This window comes from Psychroflexus planctonicus (assembly GCF_014640195.1).
GTDB classification, from domain to species: Bacteria; Bacteroidota; Bacteroidia; order Flavobacteriales; family Flavobacteriaceae; genus Psychroflexus; species Psychroflexus planctonicus.
This window is the reverse complement of sequence record NZ_BMGM01000004.1, coordinates 137,112-161,477: the sequence shown is the minus strand read 5'-3', so window position 1 is coordinate 161,477 and position 24,366 is coordinate 137,112. Positions and strand designations below refer to the sequence as shown.

Below are 24,366 nucleotides of genomic sequence, written 5' to 3'. Positions count from 1 at the left end.
TTATTTTTTTATTTGAATGTCATCTACATCCTTAACTTTTAATACTAAAAACGCTGCTATAATCATACTTACCCCTGAAAGCATCAATGCAAAAATGGCTTGATTTCCGTAAGCATATTTTACAAGCGGTCCACCAATAAGACCGTTTAAGATTTGTGGTAGTACGATGAAGAAGTTGAAAATCCCCATGTACACACCCATTTTTTTAGGATTTAGCGCACCCGCTAGAATGGCATACGGCATGGATAAAATACTAGCCCATGCTATCCCAATTCCTATCATTGGTAAAATTAACCAATAGCGATCTGGCATAAAGTAAATAGAGAAAAAACTAATTCCACCGATTAATAAAGCGTACAAATGCGTTTTCTTTCTTCCTAATTTGCTAGCTACTTTATGTAAAGAAAGCGCCACAGGAATGGAAACCAAATTGTACACTCCAAATAAAATTCCAACCCAATCTCCAGCTTGATTAAACAATTCACTAGAGGAATCGGTGTGCGGTAGTCCATAAAAATGCTGTGCTAAAGCCGGTGTAAAAAACACCCACATTCCAAATAAAGCAAACCAAGAAAAAAACTGAACCCAACTGAGCTGCTTCATGGTTTCTGGCATCTTTACAAAATCAGTAAAAATGTCGGATAGTTTTGCTTTTTCTTTTGGTGCAACTTCTTCAACTTGATCAATTTCTTTAGATTTTGCCTTTTCAATAAGGGCAATTTCTTCTGGCGAATATTCTCTAGTATTAAAAATGGTTACTAAAATAGAAACCACCAACACGATAGCACCGATAATAAACGACCAAATTAAATTTAACGGAACAGTTCCATCTTCGGCTCTATTACTAATGTCGAAATATTCAGAAAGTACATAAGGTAACCAAGAACCCAAAACAGCTCCGATACCTATCAAAATAGTTTGAGTGGTAAAACCTAAAGTTCGTTGTTCTTTGTTTAATACATCGGCAACCAAAGCTCGAAAAGGTTCCATGGAAATATTGAACGAAATGTCCATGATCATCAACATTCCTGTACCTACCCAAAGCGCTGGCAGAAAGGCAATAAACAAATCGGCTTGCGGGAGAAGTATTAATCCTATTGAAGCTAAAATCGCTCCTATTAAAAAATAAGGTTTTCTTCTTCCGAGTTTCGTCCACGTATTATCACTGTAGTGTCCTACTAAAGGTTGCACAATTAAACCCGTCACGGGTGCAATTAGCCAAAACCATGATAGTTGATGTACTTCAGCTCCAAAGGTTTGCAAAATTCTGCTTGCAAAACCATTTTGCAAAGCAAAACCCATTTGAATACCAAGAAAGCCGAAACTTAAATAAATGATTTCAGCGGTAGAAAGTCTGCGTTTTTGCATATCGTTTAAATTTCGTGAATAAACGATAAGCTTTTCAATAATAAAAAACTTACCTTAATGTGGAAGTAAAAGTATAAGTTCTATTATTTCAATTACAAATATATTTGAATTTCTTAAATATGATGATTCATTGGTATTAATTTTTACAGATTTTGCAACTATCACGTTGTATGTTTATTTTTCAATATGAAATAAAAAAGAGTATTGGTTTTTTTTTATTGAATATCCTAGTCTTGACTTCAAAACATCTAAATTAAAAACTGGTAGGTACTGGTTGGTTTCAAATTATTTATTAATATTGTATACTTGAATTACATTTAATATTGTAGCGTATGAAGACTCTTGAATTTAATACTAAAAACAAACGATTCGGATTGATACTATGGTTTTTATTGAGCATACTTTTTTTGCTTTCCTGTAGCAGCGAAAATGACAATACAGACGACAGCGTTTCCCAACCCGATCCTGAGCCAAATCCTGAAATTTCTTTCTACAAAGGAGCCGATTTATCTTATGTAAACGAAATGGAAGATTGTGGTGCTGTTTATAAAGATGCTGCTAATATCATAAAAGATCCTTACGTTATTTTTGATGAAGCAGGTGCAAATTTGGTACGATTCAGACTTTGGCATAATCCAGAATGGACAGACTATTCAGATTTGGAAGATGTAAAACAAGGCATTGCCAGAGCAAAACAAAACAATCTAAAAGTCTTATTGGATTTTCATTATTCTGATACTTGGGCTGATCCCGAAAATCAACAGATTCCTGCAGCTTGGTTAGCTCACATTGATGATACCGAAGTTTTAGGAGATTCACTTTACAATTACACATTAAATACGTTGAATGAATTAGCAGACTTAAACTTAACACCTGATATTGTTCAAGTAGGAAATGAAACCAATCCCATGATTTTACAAGATGGTGAGTTGGAATGGCCAATTGATTGGGAACGCAATTCATTTTTAATCAACCAAGGAATAAAAGCCGTAAGGGATTTTTCTGAAGATCAACCAACATCTGTAGAAGTAATGTTACATATTGCTCAACCCGAAAATGGACTTTGGTGGTTTCAAGAAGCTACAGCTAACGGAGTAACCGATTACGATTGGATTGGGCTTTCGTACTATCCAAAATGGTCAAGCTATAATTTAGCTAATGTTGGTGAAGCATTTTCAACACTGATAAACACGTATAACAAAAAATTAATGGTGGTAGAAACCGCTTATCCGTTTACCTTAGAAGATATTGACCAAGCTGGAAATATTCAAGGAAGTGATGCTTTAATTGAAGGCTATCCAGCAACGCAACAAGGCCAGTTAGATTACCTAAACGACCTAACTCAATGCATTTACGATGCAGGTGGAAAAGGCATTGTTTATTGGGAACCGGCTTGGGTTTCAACCCACTGTTCCACACTTTGGGGACAAGGATCGCATTGGGATAACGCAACATTATTCGATCATGACAACAAAGCAAATTTAGGCATGCAATTTTACTCAACAACCTTAAAAGATTAATATGAGATTTGCATCAAGCTTCATTTTATTTATACTTACATCATTTTTTTGGAGTTGTACTGAAAAAAATGAAGTACAAACTAGAGAAAGCATCCTGCTGAAAGAAGATTGGAAATTCAACAAAGGAAAGCATCCTAAAGCGGTGAATCCCAATTTTGACGATTCAAATTGGGAAACCGTAAACGTACCCCACGATTGGGCAATTTATGGTCCATTTGATAAGGAAATTGACAAACAAGTTGTAGCTATTACGCAAAACAATGAAACTTCAGCTACGGAAAAAACCGGACGAACCGGCGCGTTGCCTTATATTGGTGAAGCTTGGTATCGAAACAGTTTTGCTGTTCCCAATTTAGACAAACATAAAAAAGTACTGATTCAATTTGACGGTGCCATGAGCGAACCCGAAGTCTTCATCAATGGTGAAAAAGTTGGCGAATGGAAATATGGTTACGCTTATTTTTACTTCGATATTACCAATTATGTAAAAGCAGAAAATAATTCGATAGCCGTAAAACTGAACAATCGAGAGAAATCTTCTCGTTGGTATCCCGGTGCAGGTTTATACAGAAACGTGAAATTAATCGTAAAAAATCAAGAAAGCATTGACCATTGGGGTACGTTCGTTACTACTCCCGTGATTACTGATGAACTCGCTAAAGTCAACATCAAAACAAAAGCTTCAGGTGAAAATCTAAAGCTCGTCACTACTATTCTTGATGCTGAAGGTGTTGAAGTCAATACACAGGAATCCACTAGCCTATTCAACAACGAATTTGATCAAAATATTCCTGTTGAATACCCCAATTTATGGAGTCCTGAAAATCCTTATTTGTATACTGCTGTTACCAAATTATATAGTAAAAATCAACTGAAAGATGAAGTCGCTACCCAATTTGGAATTCGAAGTATTGCATATGACCGAAATACAGGCTTCCTTTTAAACGGAGAAGTCACCAAATTCAAAGGTGTTTGTCTGCACCACGATTTAGGTCCGTTGGGTGCTGCTGTAAATACTTCAGCTTTAAAAAGACAACTTAGAATTTTAAAAGATTTAGGCGTAAATGCCATTCGGAGTTCGCATAACATGCCTTCGTTAGAGCAATTGCAGCTTTGCGATGAAATGGGTTTTCTGTTTTTAGCCGAAAGTTTTGACGAATGGAAAAAACCAAAAGTTGAAAACGGCTACCATTTGTATTTTGATGAATATGCAGAAAAAGACATTGTAAACTTAGTGCATGCTACTCGAAATCATCCATCAATTGTCATGTGGAGTTCGGGCAACGAAGTTCCAGACCAATGGGGAAGCGAAGGTGTAAAACGCGCCAAATGGCTACAAGATATATTTCATAGAGAAGACCCAACCCGACCTGTAACCGTGGGCATGGACCAAGTACAAGCGGTTATGGAAAACGGTTTTGGCGCAATTATGGATATTCCGGGTTTAAACTACCGTGTGCATTTATATGAAGAAGCCTACGAAAAATTTCCACAAGGATTTATCTTGGGTTCAGAAACCGCTTCTACCGTAAGTTCTCGTGGAATTTATAAGTTTCCAGTTGAAAAAGCCAGCATGAAACAATACGATGATTTACAATCTTCTTCCTACGATATGGAATATTGCAGCTGGTCTAATTTACCTGATGAAGATTTTGTGTTGCAAGACGACAAAGATTGGGTGTTAGGCGAATTTGTTTGGACAGGTTTTGACTACTTAGGCGAGCCCACACCTTACGATGAAGCTTGGCCAAGCCGAAGCTCGTACTTTGGGATTAGCGATTTAGCCGGATTACCCAAAGACCGCTACTACTTGTACCGAAGCAGATGAAATACCGAAGACGAAACGCTTCACATTTTACCACATTGGAATTGGGAAGGCCGTGAAGGCAAAACCACACCTGTTTTTGTTTATACTAGTTACGATAGCGCAGAATTGTTTCTCAATGGAAAAAGTCTAGGAGTTAAAACCAAACGTAAAAATGCTTCACCACAAGAACGCTACCGATTAATGTGGATGGATGTAAAATACGAGCCTGGAACATTAAAAGTTGTTGCTTTGAATAATGAAGGCGAAGCCGTTGCAGAAAAAGAAGTGAAAACTGCTGGTCAACCACATCAATTGGTTTTAAAACCTGAACAAACCAAGATTAAAGCCAACGGAGAAGATTTGGCCTTTGTGGAAGTTTCTGTTGTCGATAAAAATGGTATTCCTTGCCCGACTGCCACTCATCAATTGAATTTTGAAGTGACTGGAAATGGAAGTTTTAGAGCTGCATGCAATGGCGACCCAACTTCATTGGAATTGTTTCACTTGCCCACCATGAAGTTATTTAGTGGAAAATTAGTGGTGTTGGTTCAAGCTTCAAAAGAAGCAGGAGAGATTAACTTGAAAGTTTCTGGTGAAGGTTTAAAAAGTGAGTCGATTACTTTAGAGTCTGTTCATAACTAAATCAATTAAAATAAGTTACTTTAATCATAATGTTATTTCACGCAAAGATCGCAGAATAGAAATCGCAAAGAAACGCGAAGCTTTGATTATCAATTATATTAACTTGATTTAGCATTGAAAATTTTGACTCTCCAGAAAAAAATTAAAAAAGAAGTGAATTAATTTTCATGTTTAGGAATGCAATACAACTATTTCAGAGAAATAGAAAAAAATTTACTTCGTAGTTTCACGTTCAACTATTTCAGTATTCACTACAACTGTTTGGTAACTTTCGGTTTCTTCATCTTGTTTTTCTAAGCGTTCGATGAGTAAACGAGCTGCTTCTTCGCCCATTTCAAAACCATGTTGGCTAACAGTAGTTAAGGGTGGATACGCATGTTGCGAAAGGACACCGTCCGTAAAACCGATAAACTGTATATCTTCAGGGATAGACTTTCCTAACTTACGTGCAATTTTCATAGCGGTGATGGCATAGATTTCATTTACTGCAAAAATGCCATCAACTTCAGGATTGCTTTCAAAATAAATTTCTATTTGTTTTTCTAAAGCTTCATGTTCGGTAGCTGCATGAAATTTATCATCTATTTTTAAAATAGCATTAAAATCAACTTCAATATCATTATGATTAAGTGCTTCTAAATAACCTCGAGTTCTTAATTTACCCACACTAACATAATCCATAGTACTAATAATTCCTATTTTTTTACAACCTGAATTAATCAATTGTTGAACTGCTTTTTTGGATGTAGCCACATCGTCTACAATTACTTTATCGCAGGGAATTTCATCAATTACACGATCAAACATTACAATTGGGATTCCTTGATCTATGGTTTCAGCGATATGGTGAAAGTCTTGTTTGGACAAGGTTTCTTTAGCAACTGATAAAATAAAACCATCTATACTTCCATTGGCTAACATATCGAGATTGATTACTTCCTTATCAAAAGATTCATTAGAAAGACCTACAATTACGTTGTAACCTTGTTCATTAGCAAATTTCTCAATTCCAGAAATAACGGTGGTAAAAAAGTGGTGCACAATTTCAGGTATAATTACACCTAAGGTTTTTGTTTTTTTATTCTTAAGACTCAATGCTATATTATTGGGTCTATAATTATATAATTTCGCAAAAGCTTTTACACGCTCTTTGGTTTTTTCCCCGATTTCTTTACTATCTCTTAATGCTTTAGAAACTGTAGAAACAGAAACGTCTAATTCTCTAGCTATAACTTTTAAGGTAGGTTTTTGTTTCATAAACTTATATAATATATATAACAAATTTAACAAAAATCAAGTCATTTGAATGTATTTATGAGAATTATATTTCCCCCTATTCAACTAAAGTGTACTGCGTTGAAAATATATACTTTTTAAATTTCTACGAAAATTTTACGATAAACTGATAAAAAACAACTTTTTCATGTTAAATTCAGAAACTTGTCAACACGAAAACGTTTTAGTGGCAACTTAAACATTTAAGTTAAGTAGTGTTTACATAACTTTACAAACGGAAGTAAAAGTATAACTTAAACGTAACATTAATAATTTAATCTATGCAAACACTAAAACGATTAAGTCTGTTACTTATGTTCATACCGATAAGTATTTTTGCCCAAAACCAAGTTTCGGGTACGGTTACAGATAACACAGGAATTCCTATTCCAGGTGTAGAAGTAAGCATTGAAGATACAAATCGAGGGACAAGTACAGATTTTGACGGAAAATTTACTATTGAAGTAAATGATGGAGAATCCATTAAAGTTGCTTATTTAGGCTACAAAACCCAGATCATTACTTACACTGGTCAATCTAATTTAGAAATTCAGCTTCAACCCGATCAAGATGTATTGGAAGAAGTTGTATTGGTGGGTTATGGTTCTTCGCGAAAAAAGGATATTACTGGTTCGGTATCATCACTTAGTAAAGAAGATTTTACTAAGGGTAATATTATTAGTGCCAACGACCTTTTACAAGGTCGTGCTGCCGGTGTAAATATTACTACAGGTGGTGGAGCTCCAGGATCACCCGCTGCTATACGAATTCGTGGGGGAGGTTCATTGGGCGCATCAAACGACCCTTTAATTGTAATTGATGGCTTACCCTTAGAAAATGCCGCCCCAGGTGGTTCACGCTCTGTACTATCAACTATCAATCCAAACGATATTGAGTCGCTTACCATTCTAAAAGATGCTTCAGCTGCAGCCATTTATGGAAACCGTGCATCTGCTGGAGTTATTATTATTGAAACCAAAAAAGGCACAAAACAGTTTCAAGTAGATTACAACTATGCTGCTGGTATTTATACCCGTTTTAATGAAGTAGATGTATTTAATGCTCAAGATTTTAGACAAATAATATCTGAAAGACGTCCTGGAGATATTGATGAATTAGGAGATGCAAATACCAATTGGCAAGATGAGATTTATAGAACCGCATTATCTGCAGATCATAACATCTCTATTCGTGGTAACTTATTAAAAAGAATACCTACTCGTTTATCAGTTGGTCATTTAGATCAAGATGGTTTACGATTAACTTCAGAATATCAAAGAACGAATGCTTCTATAGCATTAAATCCATCGTTTTTTAAAGATCACTTAAGAATAAATTTAAACGCAAATTTTTCTCAAGAGAAAAACCGATTTGCACCCGCTGTAGAAGGAGCTGCTTTGCGTTTTGATCCTACTCGTCCGGTTAGAGATCCTAGTTCTCCGTTTGGTGGGTACTTTGAATACTTTACAAATAGTTCATCTGGAATTCCTACTCCAGAATTAACGGTTAGAAACCCTGTTGCAACTTTATTGCAAAGAAACGACAGAACTGAAACCAACCGTTACTACGGAAACTTAAATATAGACTACCGCTTTCACTTTTTACCAGAAATGAAGGCTGTGGTTAATCTAGGAATGGACGTTGGAGAAGGTTCAGGTAGAAATATATTATCACCTGAAAGTGCTCAGGGTTATAACTCCGAAAACGAATTGGTTGGTTCAGAAGGCTTCTTTGAAAATGAAAGAAGAAACTACTTGGCCGATGGTTATTTGAATTACAAAAAAGATTTATTTAAAGATTTTAATGCCGATTTTACCCTTGGTTATTCGTACCAACGTTTCGAGAATGATGGGTTTAATGTAGGGAACCTACGTGACCCACAGTTTAGCGATCGTGTAGAATTTGCTGACATTGATCTAGTGTTAGTAGCATATTTTGCAAGAGCCGTATTCAATTACGAAGACAAATACGTGTTAACTTCAACTTACAGAAGAGATGGTTCTTCACGATTTAGCACTGTAAACAGATGGGGTGATTTCTTTTCGGGTGCATTTGCTTGGAATATAATGGAGGAAGATTTTATGCAAGATCAAAATACATTCGACAACTTAAAGCTTAGAGCTGGTGTTGGGCAAACAGGACAACAGGGAATCGGTCCTAGAGGAATTTATTTTGCAAATTACGAAGTAGCAAGAAATGTTGATCAATCTAACTACATGTTTGGTTCAACGCCTATAATTCCTGGTTTACCTACTGCAAGAAACACAAAAGCACAATGGGAAACTGCAACTACATTTAATGCAGGTATTGATTTTGCTTTCTTTAAAAATAGACTATCAGGTGCGGTAGATATTTATCATAGAGAAACAGATAATTTATATGTTTTTGCAGGAGTTCCAGATGGAGCTAACTTTAGTAACTTCTTCGACCAAAACAGTGGTACATTAGAAACACAAGGTTTAGAAGTGGAGTTAAGTGGAATTATTTTTGATGCAAAAGGAGATACAGATAAGTTTGATTGGGCATTGAACTACAACGTAACTTTTATGAACCAAGAGATTACATCATTAGCAAATAATGAAGCCATTCGTGTTGGTGGTGTTGGTGGTGGTACCGGTGGTACTATACAAATACATGATGTTGGCTCAGCACCAAATGCATTTCACGTATTCAACCAAGTTTACGATGCAAACGGAAATCCAATTGAAGGAGCTTATGCTGATTTGGATGGAGATAACGTAATTACAGAAGATGATCGTTATTTGTATAGAAATCCGATGCCAGATATAACTATGGGACTTCAATCAACCATGAATTATAAAAATTTCGATTTCACCTTTAACTTAAGAGCTAGTTTAGGAAATTACAATTACAATAATGTAAATTCATCTAACGCTCAGTATAATTTGTTACAGCAACAGTCAACAGTTGGTAATATTCCTAGAAGTGTACTGGAAACTAACTTTCAATTCACAGAAAATGTTATCTTTTCAGATATCTATATCGAAGATGCATCTTTCTTAAGAATGGATAACATACAATTAGGATACACCTTTAAAGATTTTTTCAATAAAGGAAATAATTTCAGATTATATGCTGGTCTTCAAAACGCTTTTGTGATTACAGATTATTCTGGACTAGACCCTGAAATATTTGGTGGTATAGACAATACTATTTACCCAAGACCAAGAACCTTCTTGGTGGGTGCAAATGTGAACTTTTAAAAAATGATGACTATGAAAAATATAATAAACAAACTTTTGAGCTTGTCTTTAATAAGCATGCTGCTCATTGGGTTTACTTCCTGTGAAGACGACATGGACGTAGAACCAAATGACCCAAATGCTTTTTTAGATGATGAATTTTACTCACAGCCTGGTGCATATCAAAGTGCAATTGCTGGGGTTTATGCTAACTTAACCCTAACTGGAATTAGAGGCTCAGGGTCTTCTAACATACAGGGTTTAGATGCAGGAACCAGTCAATATGGTCGTAGTTTAATGAACTTACAAACCATCAGTACTGATGAAGCCATTTGGACCTACGAAAACGATCCGGGAATTCGTGAAATACAACGCAAAACATGGTCTTCCGTAAACCCTATTTTATTAGGATCATTTAGTAGAATAATGGCTTCCGTTGCATTTGCAAACGAATTTCTGAGACAATCTACAGATGATTTGCTTAACCAAAGAAATGTGCCACAAGATGAAAGAGCAGAAATTGCACTATATAGAGCAGAAGCTAAATTTTTAAGAGCCTTAGCATATTATCATTTACTAGATTTATTTGGTAAAGCTCCTTTGTATGACGAGACTATCACTGTAGGTAGTTTTCAAGGTGAAGAATTGAATAGACAAGCACTTTTTGAGCATGTTGAAACAGAGTTGCTAGAAGTATTAGATGATATGGCCGCTCCAAGAACAGTAGAGTTTGGAAGAGCTGATCAAGGCACAGCTTTGATGGTACTTGCTAAGTTATATTTAAATGCTGAAGTATACACAGGTTCACCAAGATACGATGATGCAATGACTTACATTGAGCAACTTCTTAATTCTGGTTACACCTTAGCAAACGATTACAGAAATAATTTTAGAGGAGACAATAGTACTAATGAAGCTACCAGCGAAATTATTTTTGGAATCCCATCGAATTTTGAGGAATCAAGATCTTTTGGGCCTGTAGTGGTAATGACGAATGGCGGTGTAGGTAGTATTGAAGAAAACAATGAAGATTTTGGATTGTTTAATCCAGGCTGGGGTGGAGCTATTCGATTAACTCCACAATTTGTAGAGAAATTTGATGGCCCTGAGTTTGAAAATGATGTAAGAAACACCATTCTTTCCGAAGGAAGAACTCGTGAAATAACAGACGTAAGTAATCCTGATGAAGGTTTTGTATTGATTAAGTACACTAACATAAGAAGCGACGGTACCAATCCTGAATACGATACATTTACAGATACTGCATTTCCAATGTTTAGATTAGCAGATGTGTATTTAATGTATGCAGAAGCACACCTAAGAGGTGGCGGTGGAAATATAAGCCAAGCTGTAAGTTTAATTAACGAGCTTAGAACTAGAGCAAACGGAGCTACTATTAATCAAAGTGACTTAACTTTAGATTTCGTTTTAGACGAGCGTGCTCGAGAACTATACTGGGAATCTCATAGAAGACAAGATTTAATTCGTTTCGGAAAATTTTCTGGAGGCGAGTACATTTGGGCTTTTAAAGGAGGTTCTGCAAGCGGAATTCCTACAAATTCAATTCGTAACTTGTACCCTATCCCAGCACAAAGTTTATCAACTAACCAAAATCTCAGTCAAAATCCTGGATATTAAAATTAAAACTTATAAAAATGAAAAATAAAATTTCAATATTAATTACTGCATTTATTTTAAGCATAAGCTTTAATGCATGTACAGATGATGATAATCTACGCTTTCAAACCGTGGAGAGTCCAGAACAAATTACTTTCTTAAATAATTTTTTATCAGAATATGTTTTAAGTGAAGAAACAGCAAGCAATAATGCAGAACGCTTTTTATGGGCAACACCAGACTTCGGAGCACCAACGGCTGTAAATTACTTTCTTGAAACTTCACCTGATGGAACATTTACAGAAGAAAATACAGAAGTTTTAGCTAGCACAAGTGAAACACAAGTATCCGTTAGTGTAAGCCAAATGATAGATTTAGCTGAAGCTAAAGGTTTAAGCAACGAACAAGTTGAAAATGAAGATGGCGAGCCTGTTTTTGATGAAAATGGAGATCCTGTGTATAATAACATCGGTGAACTATTTTTTAGAGTTCGAGCAGATTTAGGTGACAATGCTGAAAATTCTCCAGAAACAACTTCTGCTATTCAAGTAATCAATGTGCGTTGGTTAATTGCAAGTACTGGTGAAGAAGGGCCTGTTTCATTTAGAAATTTATTTTTAGTAGGAAATGCCACTGCTGCTGACTGGAACAATGATAATAACAACATGCCTTTGGTTAGAAATCCTGAAAATGAAGATCAATACACCTTTACGGGTAAATTTTTGGGAGGCGACACTAATGAGTTTAAATTACTTGAAGTTCGTGGTCAATGGCAACCACAATGGGGCTTATCTGATGGAACTTTAGCAGTAAATGATGGAACAGGTACAGATCCTGATGCATTTGTTAACGATGGTGAAGCTGGATATTACACTATTGAAGTTGATTTAGATTCAACTACCTTCGAAATGACAGCTTTTGATACTAGTGACCTAACAACTTACCCAAGCCTGTCTATTATAGGTGAAGCAACCGCTTTAGGCTGGGATGGCGATACAGAAATGACTCAATCTAGTTTTGATGAACACCAATGGTTTATCACTGGTGTAGAACTAGCAGATGGTGAAATGAAGTTTAGAGCTACAGGGAATTGGGATATAAATTGGGGTGCATCAACACCAATTTCAGGATTTGGAACAATGGGTGGACCAAACATCCCTGTTACCGCTGGAACTTACGATATTTGGTTTAATGATATTGATGGAAGCTATATCTTTATTCCTGTTGAATAAGTATTATTGATTCACAAAACAAAAGCCCTTGTTTTAGACTATGAAACAAGGGCTTTTTAACAAAAAGATATGAAGAAAATATATTTATTAAGTTTTTTACTATTTAGTTTCATCATGAATGCTCAAGTAAGCATCTCTCCTGAAACTTTTGAAGTAGACGAAGAAATTACCATCACGGTAGATTTATCTCAAGACCAATGTAACGGAATTGCTGAAACAGCAAGCAAAGTATATATGCACTCAGGAATTGGCACGGAAACCAATGCGTTTGGATTTAGTGTTATTGGAAATTGGGGTCAGGATGATGGAGTTGGAGAAATGACCAGCCAAGGTAATGGCATTTTCAGCATTACTATAACTCCAAGTGATTACTACGGTCTTAGTCCTGAACAAGCTAGTAATGCAACTAGAATGGGACTCGTTTTCCGAAATGCATCAGGAAATCAAGAAATGAAGAATCCTGTAGGAAATGGATGCGAAGATTTTATTTTCAATGTAGGTTCGTTTCAATTAAGCCTAACAAGCCCAACAACATCTGCAATTATTCTAGATTTTGGAGAGCAATTTACCATCACGGCAAGTACAAGTTTAAATGCAGATTTTACTTTAACTGCTAATGGTACAGCAATTAATACGCAAAACAATACTCAAAATTATAGCTATACTTTAAGCGCTAATGCTGATATTGCTTTTGAATTAGTCGCCACTGAAACAGGTGGAACAGAAACCAAAACAGAAAATTTCAATTTATTACTAACACCAGATCCAGACTTATCCCCAGTTCCTAGTGGAATGGTAAATGGGATCAATTTTGACCCTTCTAATCCAGATGAAATTACGCTTGTGCTGTATGCGCCAAATAAAGATTTCATTCACGTGGCAAGCAATTTACCAGATAGTGATTATGCAATAAATAACACTTATTTAATGAATATTGATCCAGTTCAGGATAAACATTGGATAACTATAGATTTAAGCAATGCCACAAATCAAGATAATTTCTTTTATGAGTATGTTATTGAAAATGAATTTCGCGTACCTGATCCATTTTCAAAGTTAAGTTTAAATCAGTTTAACGATCCTTTTATTATGTCAGAAGGTGTTTTTCCAGGTTTACCTAGTTTCCCAACCGATAAGACTTCAAATATTTTAACGTGGGTAAGACTAAATCAACCTGAATACAATTGGCAAATAACTGATTTTGAACGTCCAGATCAAGAAGATTTGGTAGTATACGAAATGCTTATTCGCGATTTTGATGAAAACCACAGTTACCAAGATGTATTAGATCGCTTAGACTATTTAGAAGAATTAGGCATCAACGCCATACAATTAATGCCAATTAGCGAATTTGACAACAACGACTCTTGGGGTTACAATCCGTCTTTGCACATGTCTATCGACAAATATTATGGAACTCCAGAAAAATTTAAAGAATTGGTTGACGAAGCACATGCACGTGGAATAGCTGTAATATTAGATGTTGTGTATAATCACGGTACTGCACAAAGCCCTTATTTTAGAATGTATAACGATTGTAACGGATGCTTCGGTGGAAACGCTACTGCAGAAAATCCAATTTTTGCTGAATTTGATCCCAATCCAACTTTTTCATTTTTCGAAAAAATCAATCATAATAAAGCCTTCACACAAGAATGGTTAGACATGATGAATCAATATTGGTTAGAAGAATATAATATTGATGGTTTCCGATTCGATTTCACCAAAGGATTTACTATGACATCGGGCGATGGTGGCGCTTATGACCAACCACGTATTGACAATTTAACAAGAATGTATAACGAAATGCGTCAGTACGATGAAGAAGCTTATGTTATTTTAGAACACTTTGCTCCTGATAATGAAGAGCAGGTTTTAGTGAATCATCGATTAGATGGCTCAAATCCTGATGAAAATGGTATGATGACTTGGGGTAACGTAAACTTTCAATACGGTCAAGCGTCTATGGGTTATGATAATTCTAACTTCAATAGAGTATCTTATAAAGGGAGACCTAATAGCCAAAACTGGAGCCCACACTCTATACTTGGATATATGGAAAGCCACGATGAAGAACGCCAAATGTATAGAAACTTAAGCTTTGGTAATAGTAACGGCTCCTATGACATTACTAATTTGAACACAGGCTTAGAACGTTTAGAACTAACAGGAGCATTCTTCTTTACGGTACCTGGTCCAAAAATGATTTGGCAATTTGGAGAAATTGGTTTTGATTACAGCATCAACCATTGTCCTGACGGAACTATTAACAACGACTGTAGAACTGCCCAAAAACCATTGGTTTGGGACTATTTAAATAATCCAAACCGCATGGAAGTATACGATACTTGGAAAAAATTGATTCAATTTAAAAGACAAGATCCGATTTTTAAAACTACGAACTTTACACTTGAAGTTGGAAATGATGTAGAAAAGAAGATTTTCTTAGTTAATAATAATGCTGCAGATGGAGAAATTAGATACGTAACAATCGTAGGTAATTTTGGGTTAAATACCATTACAACGCAGCCATTTTTTCAAGAACCAGGCATGTGGTATGATGTTTTAACTGAAACACCATACAATGTAACTGATACAGGGATGAATATTACTTTAGAACCTGGAGAGTTTATCGTTTTTGCAGACGAATTACCTGAAGAAACACTTTCTATTGAAGATGTACAAAAGGAAATAATAAATGTATATCCTAATCCAGCTTCAAATGAATTTGCAATTAATACCGAAGCACAAGCTGTGGAAGTTTACAATTTAGCTGGTAAAAGAGTGGCTAAGTTTGAAGGTAACTTTTCAGCAAATCATAAATTTGATGTTTCTAACTTGAACTCAGGATTGTATATTGTTAAGTTGAATAGCAACACATCAACAGCTACAACTAAGTTGATGATTAATTAAGAAAGCGTTTTTTGAATTAGCTTGAAATGCTATAAACGGATGCAATTATTAAAATTGCATCCGTTTTTTAATTTGTGTTTTTATTGTAATGGTCTTGTATTACACTTTCTAAATATCCAAGTTTCTGAATGCCTCCTCCATAAGGCCCATAAATATACCATACATTGGGTTTTGCACAAAGTTTCAATTTATTCTTTTCAAAATCTATAAATATATATTCTTTAAAAAAAATAGAATATTGGATACTTAGCTTCATTCTGTGTTCATCTATATCCGTCAAACTACAATCTTCTAAAATTCCATCTTTTTCAATTTCTTTTCTAAAGTCTTTTTTGCTAAGCAAAGGCGGCGTAACATTTCTTGTGGCAGAAACAATATAGTTTTTATAATTTATATACTTTACTCCATTTCTTCTAATGCGTGTAATCATAGATTTAACCAATAAAAAACTAACAAAAACACTAAAAACAACTGGCACCCAAAAAATCATAAATCGAGTTGGATTATTGGTAGTGCTAATGGTTTCAAAAATGTAAAAAATCAACGCGTAAGCAATCGACTGAAAAACGATTACATACAAGTACATTTTATAAATAGGCTTGACCATCTGGTTAAATTTTATCGAATTTCAAAAGGATAAATAAAAGTAAAATGGGTAAAGCCAATAATATTACCATTAAAAAACTTTCAGAAAAAAGTTGAGGCTTTAAAATTAAAGTAATAAAATAACCACCCATAGCACCTCCAAAATGTGCATCATGACCAATATGGTCGTTTCGTTTTTTCATAGCATAAATAGAATATAACAAATATCCTATTCCAAAAACATAAGCTGGCATTGGTATAATAAAAAACAAACCCAGCATCATGTCAGGTTGTAATAATATTGCACTGTATAAAATTCCAACCACTGCCCCACTTGCTCCCACGGCAGAATAGGAACTATCATTTTTATGAAAGAAAAAAGACAAATAATTTCCCAATAACATGCTTCCTAAATAAATTACTACAAACGGAATCACGCCTAATTGTACAAGCACCGAGTTAGCAAAAAAATACAAGGTTAGCATATTTACAAGTAAATGCGTACTATCTACATGTAAAAAACCAGATGTAAGGAGAATTTTATAATTGCCTTTTTTTAACTCAGCAATGTTGAATTTATTTTGATAAAAAAAAGAATAATCTTTAAAACCTTTAAATGAAACTACCACATTGGCAGCAATTATAATCAAGGTAACTAATTGAATGCTTGAATTCATAAGAATTTTCTGTAAAAAGCCAAAGATAACATATATTTGAAGAAAATTTTCTCAGCTTGAAAGCACTTGTTTTTTATTTAACGTATCCGTTACTGTGGCTCGTTTCAATCTTACCTTTTCCAGTTATTTATGGAATCTCAAATTTTATATATTACATAGTTTACCACCTAATTGGTTACCGTAAAAAAGTAGTTCGTAAAAACCTCCTATTGTGTTTTCCAACTAAAAGTGAATCAGAACGACTTCAAATAGAAAAAGACTTTTACAGACATTTCTGCGATTTATTCCTCGAAATTATTAAAAGCCTAAGCATGTCTGCTGAAACGATGAAACGTAGATTTAAAATCATCAATCCAGAAAAAATAACCGAAATGGAACAGCATGGCAAGAGCATTATCTTTATGGCTGGCCATCATGCCAATTACGAGTGGATGACTTCTTTTCAACTTGGCCCTACAACCCGTGAAGGGTTTGGAGTGTATAAACGAATTAGAAACCCTTACTTTGACAAATTAATCAGAGATATACGCGGCAAGTTTTTTATCGAGTTAATTGATAAAAATGAAATTTCTAAACTAATGCAAAAAAATTGCGATGAAAATGCATTGGTAAACTATGGCATGATTGCAGATCAAGCGCCAAGGCATACTAAAAAAGCCTATTGGGGAAAATTTATGGGTATAGATACACCCATGTTTGTAGGTTCTGAAATATTTGCAAAACGCTTTGATTTTGGATTGGCTTTTATTCATGTTAGAAAAGTTAAACGCGGTTATTACGAAGCAGAATTCAAAGAGATAAGCATGAATCCAAAAGCTTTCAAAAACTTTGAAATTACAGATATGTATTTCCAATGTATAGAAAAGGAAATTAGAGAGTCTCCAGCGCTGTATTTTTGGACCCATAATCGTTGGAAACATATATAAAATCAAGCTATTAAGATGAAAAAAAATATTGCTATAGCCATGGGTGGTTATTCTACCGAAGCAGAAATTTCCTTGAAAAGTGGTGAAGTAGTTTACAAACACTTACCCAAAGATAAATACCAAGTGTACCGAACACATTTGCTTAAAAAAGGCTGGTTTTTAGTAGATGATGCAGGTAAAGAGCATCCCATAGATCGTTCTGATTTTACGGCAAATCTAAACGGAGAAAAAATTCATTTTGATGCGGTGTTTAACACCATTCACGGAACACCCGGTGAAGATGGTTTGCTTCAAGCTTACCTCAACATTCTCGGTATTCCACAAACTACTTGCAATTATTATCAAGCAGCGCTAACCTTCAACAAAAGAGATTGTATTTCGGTGCTAAAACCACATGGAATTCCTACTGCTCAAAACTATTTTGTAAATAAAGGCGATGATATTCAAACAGAAGAAATCATTCAAAAAGTAGGCTTGCCGTGTTTTGTAAAAGCAAATCGAGCTGGAAGTAGCTTTGGAATCTCTAAAGTGAAGAAAAAAGAAGATTTACTAACTGCCATAGAATTTTCGTTTCAAGAAGACGATGAAGTTTTAATCGAATCCTTCTTAGATGGAATTGAAGTTTCTGTTGGGGTAATCAATTTTAAAAATGAAGTGCTTGCTTTACCGGTTACGCAAATTATCTCAGAAAATGAGTTTTTTGATTATGATGCCAAGTATTTAGGAAAATCTCAAGAAATTACTCCAGCACAAATCAGTGATGAACAAACTAAAGAAGTGCAAGAATTAGCCAAAAAAGTTTTTCAAGTATTAAAATTGAAAGGCTTTACTCGTTCAGAATTCATCTTTCATAACCACAAAGCTCATTTTTTAGAAGTAAACACCTGTCCAGGTTTAACCGAAGCCAGCTTGCTTCCACAACAAGCTAAAGCAGCTGGAATTAGCCTTGAAAATTTATTTGATGAAGCTATTGTTGAAGTATTAAAAGACTAACTTATTAATTTTCATATCATTGTTATCCGATAAAAGATAAAAGACCGCTTCGCTGTTAGAGTTAAGAATAAAGACTTGACTGTAACTGAATGAAAAACATAATTATTATGATTTTAGATTTTTGGATAAAACATAAATTCTTAAATGGTTTCAAAAGCAAGGTGTACTCCTTTTAAAATCTCTTGAAAATGAATATAGTCAATAATTTTTAGCATTTCAGCAAATTTTAATCGGAAGACACTAGTTTCAAATCAAATACAAACTCACCTATTCTAGCTAACAATAAATATTTTTGTACATTCGAAAATATATATCTTAATATGAAACGAGCAGTATTTCCTGGATCTTTTGACCCTGTAACCCTTGGGCATGTTGATATTATCTTGCGCGGTCTCACGCTTTTTGACGAATTAATTTTAGCCATTGGTGTAAATGCAACTAAAAAATACATGTTTAGTTTAGAAGAACGCAAAGCATTTTTAAAAGAAAGCTTTAAAGATGAACCCAAAATTAAAATTGAAACCTACCAAGGCTTAACGGTAGATTACTGTAAAAAAATGGATGCTGAATTTATTTTACGAGGTTTAAGAAATCCAGCTGACTTCGAATTTGAAAAAGCTATTGCGCACACCAATCGGAAATTAGAGAAAATTGAGACAGTCTTTTTGCTTACATCCAGTGGAAAAAGTTATATCTCGTCGTCGATTGTTCGAGATGTGATCAGAAATAATGGAGACTATACACAGTTGGTACCTGATGCCGTTCGAGTGAAAAAGTAAAATGCAACACCCCTACAACAAATTAGAAGAACAATCTAAAAAACAATTTCAATGGAAGATTATTCTCTTAATTATTGGAATAGTAGTTTTTAGCGGAATCCTAATTTATTTTACAAAATCCTTTCTTCCATTTATATTGATTTTTATTGGCATAAACACCTTAGCTAGTTTCATTGATGTACCACAAGGAATCAAAAAAGGCAACTTAGTTCGTTATTCTCCAATGTTTCTCACTTCTAAAGAAAGGAAACAACACATACAATTACACGGTGGTACTTTATTTGATTATTACTTTTGCTTACCTGAGTACAAAACAGCTTCAGAACGAAAAAAAGCAGTCTTGTTAGCTTACTTAGAAGGTTTGGTAAATGTAATTGAAACCAAAAAAGATTCTCCTGAAACCAAAGTCTTGGGAACAACTTATATTTTAAATCCACGAACAGCAGAAAAACTAGGTTTTAAAGTGACTCCACCACAAATTGGGCAAAAGTTTCTTTTAGTGATGAATTATATTCCTATTTTGATTGCTCATTCTTTGCTTCATAAAAAATTGAGTTTTCCAAAACTAAGCAATAGCATAGGCATTGCTGCTGAAATAAGTGAACTTCAACAAAACAAAAAACGAATTGAGCAACTCGTTGAAAAATTAAAAAAAGCAGACCTATAAGCCGGATTCTGTATTTTGATGAATCATCAAAACCCTTATCATTTATCTAGTCAAGCAGTTACCTGCTTGCTCTAACTACCTACCCTCCAAGTCAACCGCACAAGCCTAAAACCTTGGTTTACATGGTATTTCACCGCATAGAGTTTACCTGATTTCACTACAGCATTACCTGTACATCCTTTCTGCTGCACTTGTCCTAACTCAACCAAAGTTAAGCCGACGGGCGTTACCCGCTATGCCGTGCTATGGTGTCCGGACTTTCCTCCACACTAAAAAGCATGGCGATAAGGCGGTCTGCTGCGCAAAAATAGAGATAGCATTTGAATAAAATGATGATGTGGATAAACAAATGAGAAAATATATTTTTGTTTCTCATTTCTCATTTTAAAAAAGTTTGAGAAGAAATCGAAATCTAGAGCATCTAAATAAAGCTACTTTTTATTACAATGTTGTACAAACTAAGAAAGCCATCTCAATCGAGACGGCTTTAAATATATTGAAAATTTAAAAAGCTTACTTTTTAAATTTCTTGTATTTGTTTTTGAACTTGTCAATACGTCCAGCTGAATCTACTAATTTAGTTTTTCCAGTGTAAAAAGGGTGAGAAGTTCTTGAAATTTCAAGTTTGAATAAGGGATATTCAACACCATCAACTTCAATTGTTTCTTTGGTTTCTGCTGTAGACTTCGTTAAAAATACATCTTCATTAGACATATCTTTAAAAGCAACCATTCTATAATTTTCAGGATGTATATCTTTTCTCATTGTGTTTATTCTTTCAAATTTTCAGGATGCAAATGTAACTAAAAGCAATTCATCTAACAAAATAAATCAATTAATTTTACTAGAATAAATTTAGCCCAATCTAAACTAGCTAAAACTTCTTTTTAATCCTTGTAAAATACTGAAATTACTATCTTTGTTAATTCATAAAAAAAGAATGGACACACAGAACAACATCAAATCTTTAGGCTTCAAATACGGTGGCTTTTACGCATTGCTTTACATATTAATTCTAGTTGTAGAAGAAAGCTTCGACTTAAAAAACCAAGTGGTAATTAGTATTGGCGGCATTGTGCTTAGTTTTTTAATTGTTTGGCAAGCCACAAACGAATTTAAAAGTTTGGGCGATGGACTAATCGATTTAGCTTCTGGAATTAAATTAGGTTTGGCCATTGGTGCTATTGGTGGTTTAGGATATGCCTTATTTATGTACGTAAACTACAGCTTCATCAATACCGAATTTGTAGAAACTGCGCGAGAAGAAATTCAAAATCAATTGCAATTACAAAGAGAAAGCGGACAATTAAAAACTGACGAAGAAGCAGAAATGGCCGAAAAAGCGGCTCTTTTATTTACATCACCTTTTGTATTGGCTACCATTGCATTAATTGGTCAACTTTTCAAAACCTTTATTTTTGGACTCATCATCGGTTTGATAAACCGAAATAAAAATTCCTAAATGAAAAGTCTTCAACTTTCCATTGTAATTCCATTACTCAACGAAGCTGAATCACTTGTAGAATTATCGCAATGGATTCAACGTGTTATGCAAAAGCATGACTTTCAATACGAAGTGATTTTTATTGACGATGGAAGTACAGACAAATCTTGGGAAGTTATAGAGCAACTCATAGCACAATCCAACACGATAAAAGGCATTCAGTTTTTAAAAAACTATGGTAAATCTCAAGCTTTGCATGCTGGATTTGTTGAAGCCAATGGAGATGTTGTCATTACTATGGATGCCGATTTACAAGACAATCCAGAAGAAATTCCTGAATTGTATACTATGATTACAAAACAAGGATTTCACTTGGTATCTGGATGGAAAAAAGTTAGGCATGATTCGTTTTTCACCAAAAACTTACCTTCAAAACTATTTAATAAAGTAGCTAGAAAAACATCAGGATTGGCTTTACACGATTTTAATTGTGGCTTAAAAGCCTATGCTAAAAACGTTATTAAAAATATTGAAGTTACTGGAGAGATGCACCGTTATATCCCGGTATTAGCCAAAAATGCAGGATTTGATAAAATAGGTGAAAAAGTAGTACAGCACCAAGCTAGAAAACACGGCGAAACCAAATTTGGCTCAGAGCGTTTCATGCATGGTTTCTTAGATTTGATTAGCATTTGGTTTTTAGGTAAATTTGGAAAAAGACCTATGCATTTTTTTGGCGCTTGGGGCGTAAGCATGTTTATCATAGGTTTTGGAGCTGCAGCTTGGATTGGCGGTTCTAAATTGTATAAATTATATATTCAAAAACCAGCCATTTTAGTAACCGATAATCCCTGGTTTTTTATAGCTTTAACCGCGATGATCATGGGATTACTGCTTTTTATCGCTGGATTTTTAGGAGAGCTCATCATTTTAAATAGCAGTAATAGAATAAATTATAAAATAAAATCGACTAACAACCTATAAATACAATCAAATGGAAGATATTTTAAAAAAGGCAAGCTATTGGTTATCTCATTTTTTTGATGAAGATACACGAAAAGAAACACAAGATTTAATAGACCATGACCCTAAAAATTTAGAAGAAAGTTTTTATCAAAACCTTGCTTTTGGAACAGGTGGAATGCGTGGTATCATGGGTGTTGGAACCAACCGAATTAACAAATACACCCTAGGTAAAAACACACAAGGTATTGCCAATTACCTAAAAAAATCCTTCCCAGATTTAGAAGAAATTAAGGTGGCTATTGCTTACGATTGCAGAAAAAATAGCGACACTTTAGCGCGTATTGTAGCCAATGTATTTGCAGCTAATGGAATAAAAGTTTTGTTGTTTTCAGAGTTAAGGCCCACTCCACTCCTATCCTATTCCGTTAAAAAATTCAATTGCCAATGTGGCATTGTTTTAACGGCAAGTCACAATCCGCCCGAATACAACGGTTACAAAGTGTATTGGGAAGATGGCGGGCAGTTAGTGCCACCCCAAGACGAAGAGATTATTGCTGAAATTGAATCGCTTCAATTTGATGAAGTCTTGTTTAAAGGCAATGAAGAATTGATTGAACTGATCGATAAAGAAGCGGATAAAGTTTATATAGAAGAATCCATAGCAAATGGAACTTTTGGTGTTTCAGCAGAGAACAGAAAAAAGCTAAATATTTGCTTCACATCACTACACGGAACTTCTATTACTTTAGTTCCGCCTATTTTAGAAAAGGCAGGATTTACACAACTACATATTGTTCAGGAGCAAGCCGAACCAGATGGAAACTTCCCAACGGTAAAATCGCCTAATCCAGAAGAACCAGAAGCTTTAAGCATGGCCATTGAACTTGCTAAAGAGAAAGGCAGCGATATTGTTATTGGAACCGATCCTGATGGCGACCGTTTAGGAATTGCCGTAAGAAATGAAAATAACGAAATTGAATTGCTTAACGGAAACCAAACCATGGTACTCATGACTTGGTATTTGTTGGAAAAATGGAAAGAACAAAACAAACTTACAGGTAAAGAATTTGTTGCTTCTACTATTGTTTCGACTCCAATGATGCGCGTTTTGACAGAAAGTTATAGTGTAACTTACAAAGAAGGTTTAACCGGCTTCAAATGGATTGCCAAATTGATTAAAGATCATCCTGAGCTAAGCTTTATCGGTGGCGGCGAAGAAAGTTTTGGCTATATGGTGGGCGATTTTGTTAGGGACAAAGATGCCAATACTTCTATATTATTAGCTTGCGAAATGGCTGCGGAACTCAAAGCAAAAGGAAAAACACTCTTAGATCAATTGAAAGAACTATATGTTGAGCATGGCTATTACCAGGAACATTTGGTGGCTTTGGTAAAAAAAGGCTTAGATGGTGCTGCTGAAATCAAACAAAAAATGATTGATTTACGAAAAAATCCACTTACGGAAATCAATGGTGAAAAAGTGATTTTAGTTGAAGATTATGCTACGTCTGAAGCCAAGAATTTTCAAGAAAACAAAAGCCATCAAATCGACATTCCAAAATCTAACGTACTGATTTATTACACAGAAAAAGGAAGCAAAGTAGCTGCTCGACCTAGCGGAACAGAACCAAAAATTAAGTTTTACGTCAGTGTGAATTCAACTTTAGATCAGGTTGAAAATTTTGAGACGAAAAAAGAAGAAGCGCAGCAGAAAATTCAACAGATATTGAAAGAACTGGGAGTTTAATTACT

At 34.7% G+C, this 24,366-nt stretch carries 16 protein-coding genes, 1 other RNA gene and 1 pseudogene; 12 read left to right on the top strand and 6 right to left on the bottom strand.

Annotated elements, in window-relative coordinates:
- Complete coding sequence (locus tag IEV72_RS05615; RefSeq protein ID WP_188458114.1) at window positions 1–1,368, bottom strand: MFS transporter; 1,368 nt, start codon at window positions 1,366–1,368, stop codon at window positions 1–3.
- Window positions 1,369–1,700: 332 nt separating this feature from the next.
- On the opposite strand from IEV72_RS05615, the gene IEV72_RS05610 reads away from it, so the two are divergent.
- Window positions 1,701–2,888: a glycoside hydrolase family 53 protein gene (locus tag IEV72_RS05610; protein WP_188458113.1), complete on the top strand. Its 1,188-nt coding sequence runs from the start codon at window positions 1,701–1,703 to the stop codon at window positions 2,886–2,888.
- 1 nt (window position 2,889) lies between these two features.
- Window positions 2,890–5,337: pseudogene (locus IEV72_RS05605) on the top strand (glycoside hydrolase family 2 TIM barrel-domain containing protein).
- 213 nt (window positions 5,338–5,550) lie between these two features.
- Here the strand turns inward: IEV72_RS05605 and IEV72_RS05600 are convergent.
- Window positions 5,551–6,594, bottom strand: coding sequence for a LacI family DNA-binding transcriptional regulator (locus IEV72_RS05600; protein ID WP_188458112.1), 1,044 nt, complete (start codon window positions 6,592–6,594; stop codon window positions 5,551–5,553).
- 299 nt (window positions 6,595–6,893) lie between these two features.
- Between IEV72_RS05600 and IEV72_RS05595 the strand changes: the two genes are divergently transcribed.
- The 4 genes from IEV72_RS05595 to IEV72_RS05580 all read left to right on the top strand — a co-directional run bounded on the left by IEV72_RS05595 (window position 6,894) and on the right by IEV72_RS05580 (window position 15,577).
- On the top strand, window positions 6,894–9,836 hold the full coding sequence (locus IEV72_RS05595) for a SusC/RagA family TonB-linked outer membrane protein (RefSeq protein WP_188458111.1): 2,943 nt from the start codon (window positions 6,894–6,896) through the stop codon (window positions 9,834–9,836).
- 12 nt (window positions 9,837–9,848) lie between these two features.
- Window positions 9,849–11,453 carry a RagB/SusD family nutrient uptake outer membrane protein gene (locus tag IEV72_RS05590; RefSeq protein ID WP_188458110.1) on the top strand — a complete coding sequence of 535 codons (1,605 nt, stop codon included), beginning with the start codon at window positions 9,849–9,851 and terminating at the stop codon, window positions 11,451–11,453.
- Between the two features lie 17 nt (window positions 11,454–11,470).
- Window positions 11,471–12,664, top strand: a complete 1,194-nt coding sequence (locus IEV72_RS05585; RefSeq protein ID WP_188458109.1) for a SusE domain-containing protein — start codon at window positions 11,471–11,473, stop codon at window positions 12,662–12,664.
- A gap of 69 nt (window positions 12,665–12,733) precedes the next feature.
- Window positions 12,734–15,577: an alpha-amylase family glycosyl hydrolase gene (locus IEV72_RS05580; RefSeq protein WP_188458108.1), complete on the top strand. Its 2,844-nt coding sequence runs from the start codon at window positions 12,734–12,736 to the stop codon at window positions 15,575–15,577.
- 67 nt (window positions 15,578–15,644) lie between these two features.
- Here the strand turns inward: IEV72_RS05580 and IEV72_RS05575 are convergent, their stop codons facing one another.
- Both IEV72_RS05575 and IEV72_RS05570 read right to left on the bottom strand, forming a co-directional pair.
- Window positions 15,645–16,184, bottom strand: coding sequence for a hypothetical protein (locus IEV72_RS05575; protein WP_188458107.1), 540 nt, complete (start codon window positions 16,182–16,184; stop codon window positions 15,645–15,647).
- 4 nt (window positions 16,185–16,188) lie between these two features.
- Complete coding sequence (locus IEV72_RS05570; protein ID WP_188458106.1) at window positions 16,189–16,839, bottom strand: rhomboid family intramembrane serine protease; 651 nt, start codon at window positions 16,837–16,839, stop codon at window positions 16,189–16,191.
- A 32-nt stretch (window positions 16,840–16,871) separates the two neighbouring features.
- Between IEV72_RS05570 and IEV72_RS05565 the strand changes: the two genes are divergently transcribed.
- From IEV72_RS05565 to coaD, 3 genes are all read left to right on the top strand, one after another.
- Window positions 16,872–17,765, top strand: coding sequence for a lysophospholipid acyltransferase family protein (locus IEV72_RS05565; RefSeq protein ID WP_188458220.1), 894 nt, complete (start codon window positions 16,872–16,874; stop codon window positions 17,763–17,765).
- Window positions 17,766–17,780: 15 nt separating this feature from the next.
- The gene (locus IEV72_RS05560) at window positions 17,781–18,758 is read left to right on the top strand and encodes a D-alanine--D-alanine ligase (RefSeq protein WP_188458105.1); all 978 of its coding nucleotides are present in this window, start codon (window positions 17,781–17,783) and stop codon (window positions 18,756–18,758) included.
- Window positions 18,759–19,078: 320 nt separating this feature from the next.
- The gene (coaD, locus tag IEV72_RS05555) at window positions 19,079–19,537 is read left to right on the top strand and encodes a pantetheine-phosphate adenylyltransferase (RefSeq protein WP_188458104.1); all 459 of its coding nucleotides are present in this window, start codon (window positions 19,079–19,081) and stop codon (window positions 19,535–19,537) included.
- Window positions 19,538–20,185: 648 nt separating this feature from the next.
- Here the strand turns inward: coaD and rnpB are convergent.
- Window positions 20,186–20,505, bottom strand: an RNA gene (gene rnpB, locus IEV72_RS05550) — RNase P RNA component class A.
- 212 nt (window positions 20,506–20,717) lie between these two features.
- Entirely contained in the window at window positions 20,718–20,969 is a 252-nt protein-coding gene (locus IEV72_RS05545; protein WP_188458103.1) for a type B 50S ribosomal protein L31, read from the bottom strand.
- Window positions 20,970–21,144: 175 nt separating this feature from the next.
- Here IEV72_RS05545 and IEV72_RS05540 point away from each other — a divergent pair, with 175 nt between their 5' ends.
- Genes IEV72_RS05540 through IEV72_RS05530 form a run of 3 tightly spaced genes read left to right on the top strand, consistent with a single transcriptional unit; the run spans window position 21,145 to window position 24,361 of the window.
- The gene (locus IEV72_RS05540) at window positions 21,145–21,666 is read left to right on the top strand and encodes a DUF4199 domain-containing protein (RefSeq protein ID WP_188458102.1); all 522 of its coding nucleotides are present in this window, start codon (window positions 21,145–21,147) and stop codon (window positions 21,664–21,666) included.
- Window positions 21,667–22,632, top strand: coding sequence for a glycosyltransferase family 2 protein (locus IEV72_RS05535; RefSeq protein ID WP_188458101.1), 966 nt, complete (start codon window positions 21,667–21,669; stop codon window positions 22,630–22,632).
- Window positions 22,633–22,642: 10 nt separating this feature from the next.
- Window positions 22,643–24,361 (top strand): phospho-sugar mutase, encoded by a 1,719-nt coding sequence (locus IEV72_RS05530; RefSeq protein WP_188458100.1) that lies wholly within the window; start codon window positions 22,643–22,645, stop codon window positions 24,359–24,361.
- The last annotated feature ends 5 nt before the right edge of the window (window positions 24,362–24,366 follow it).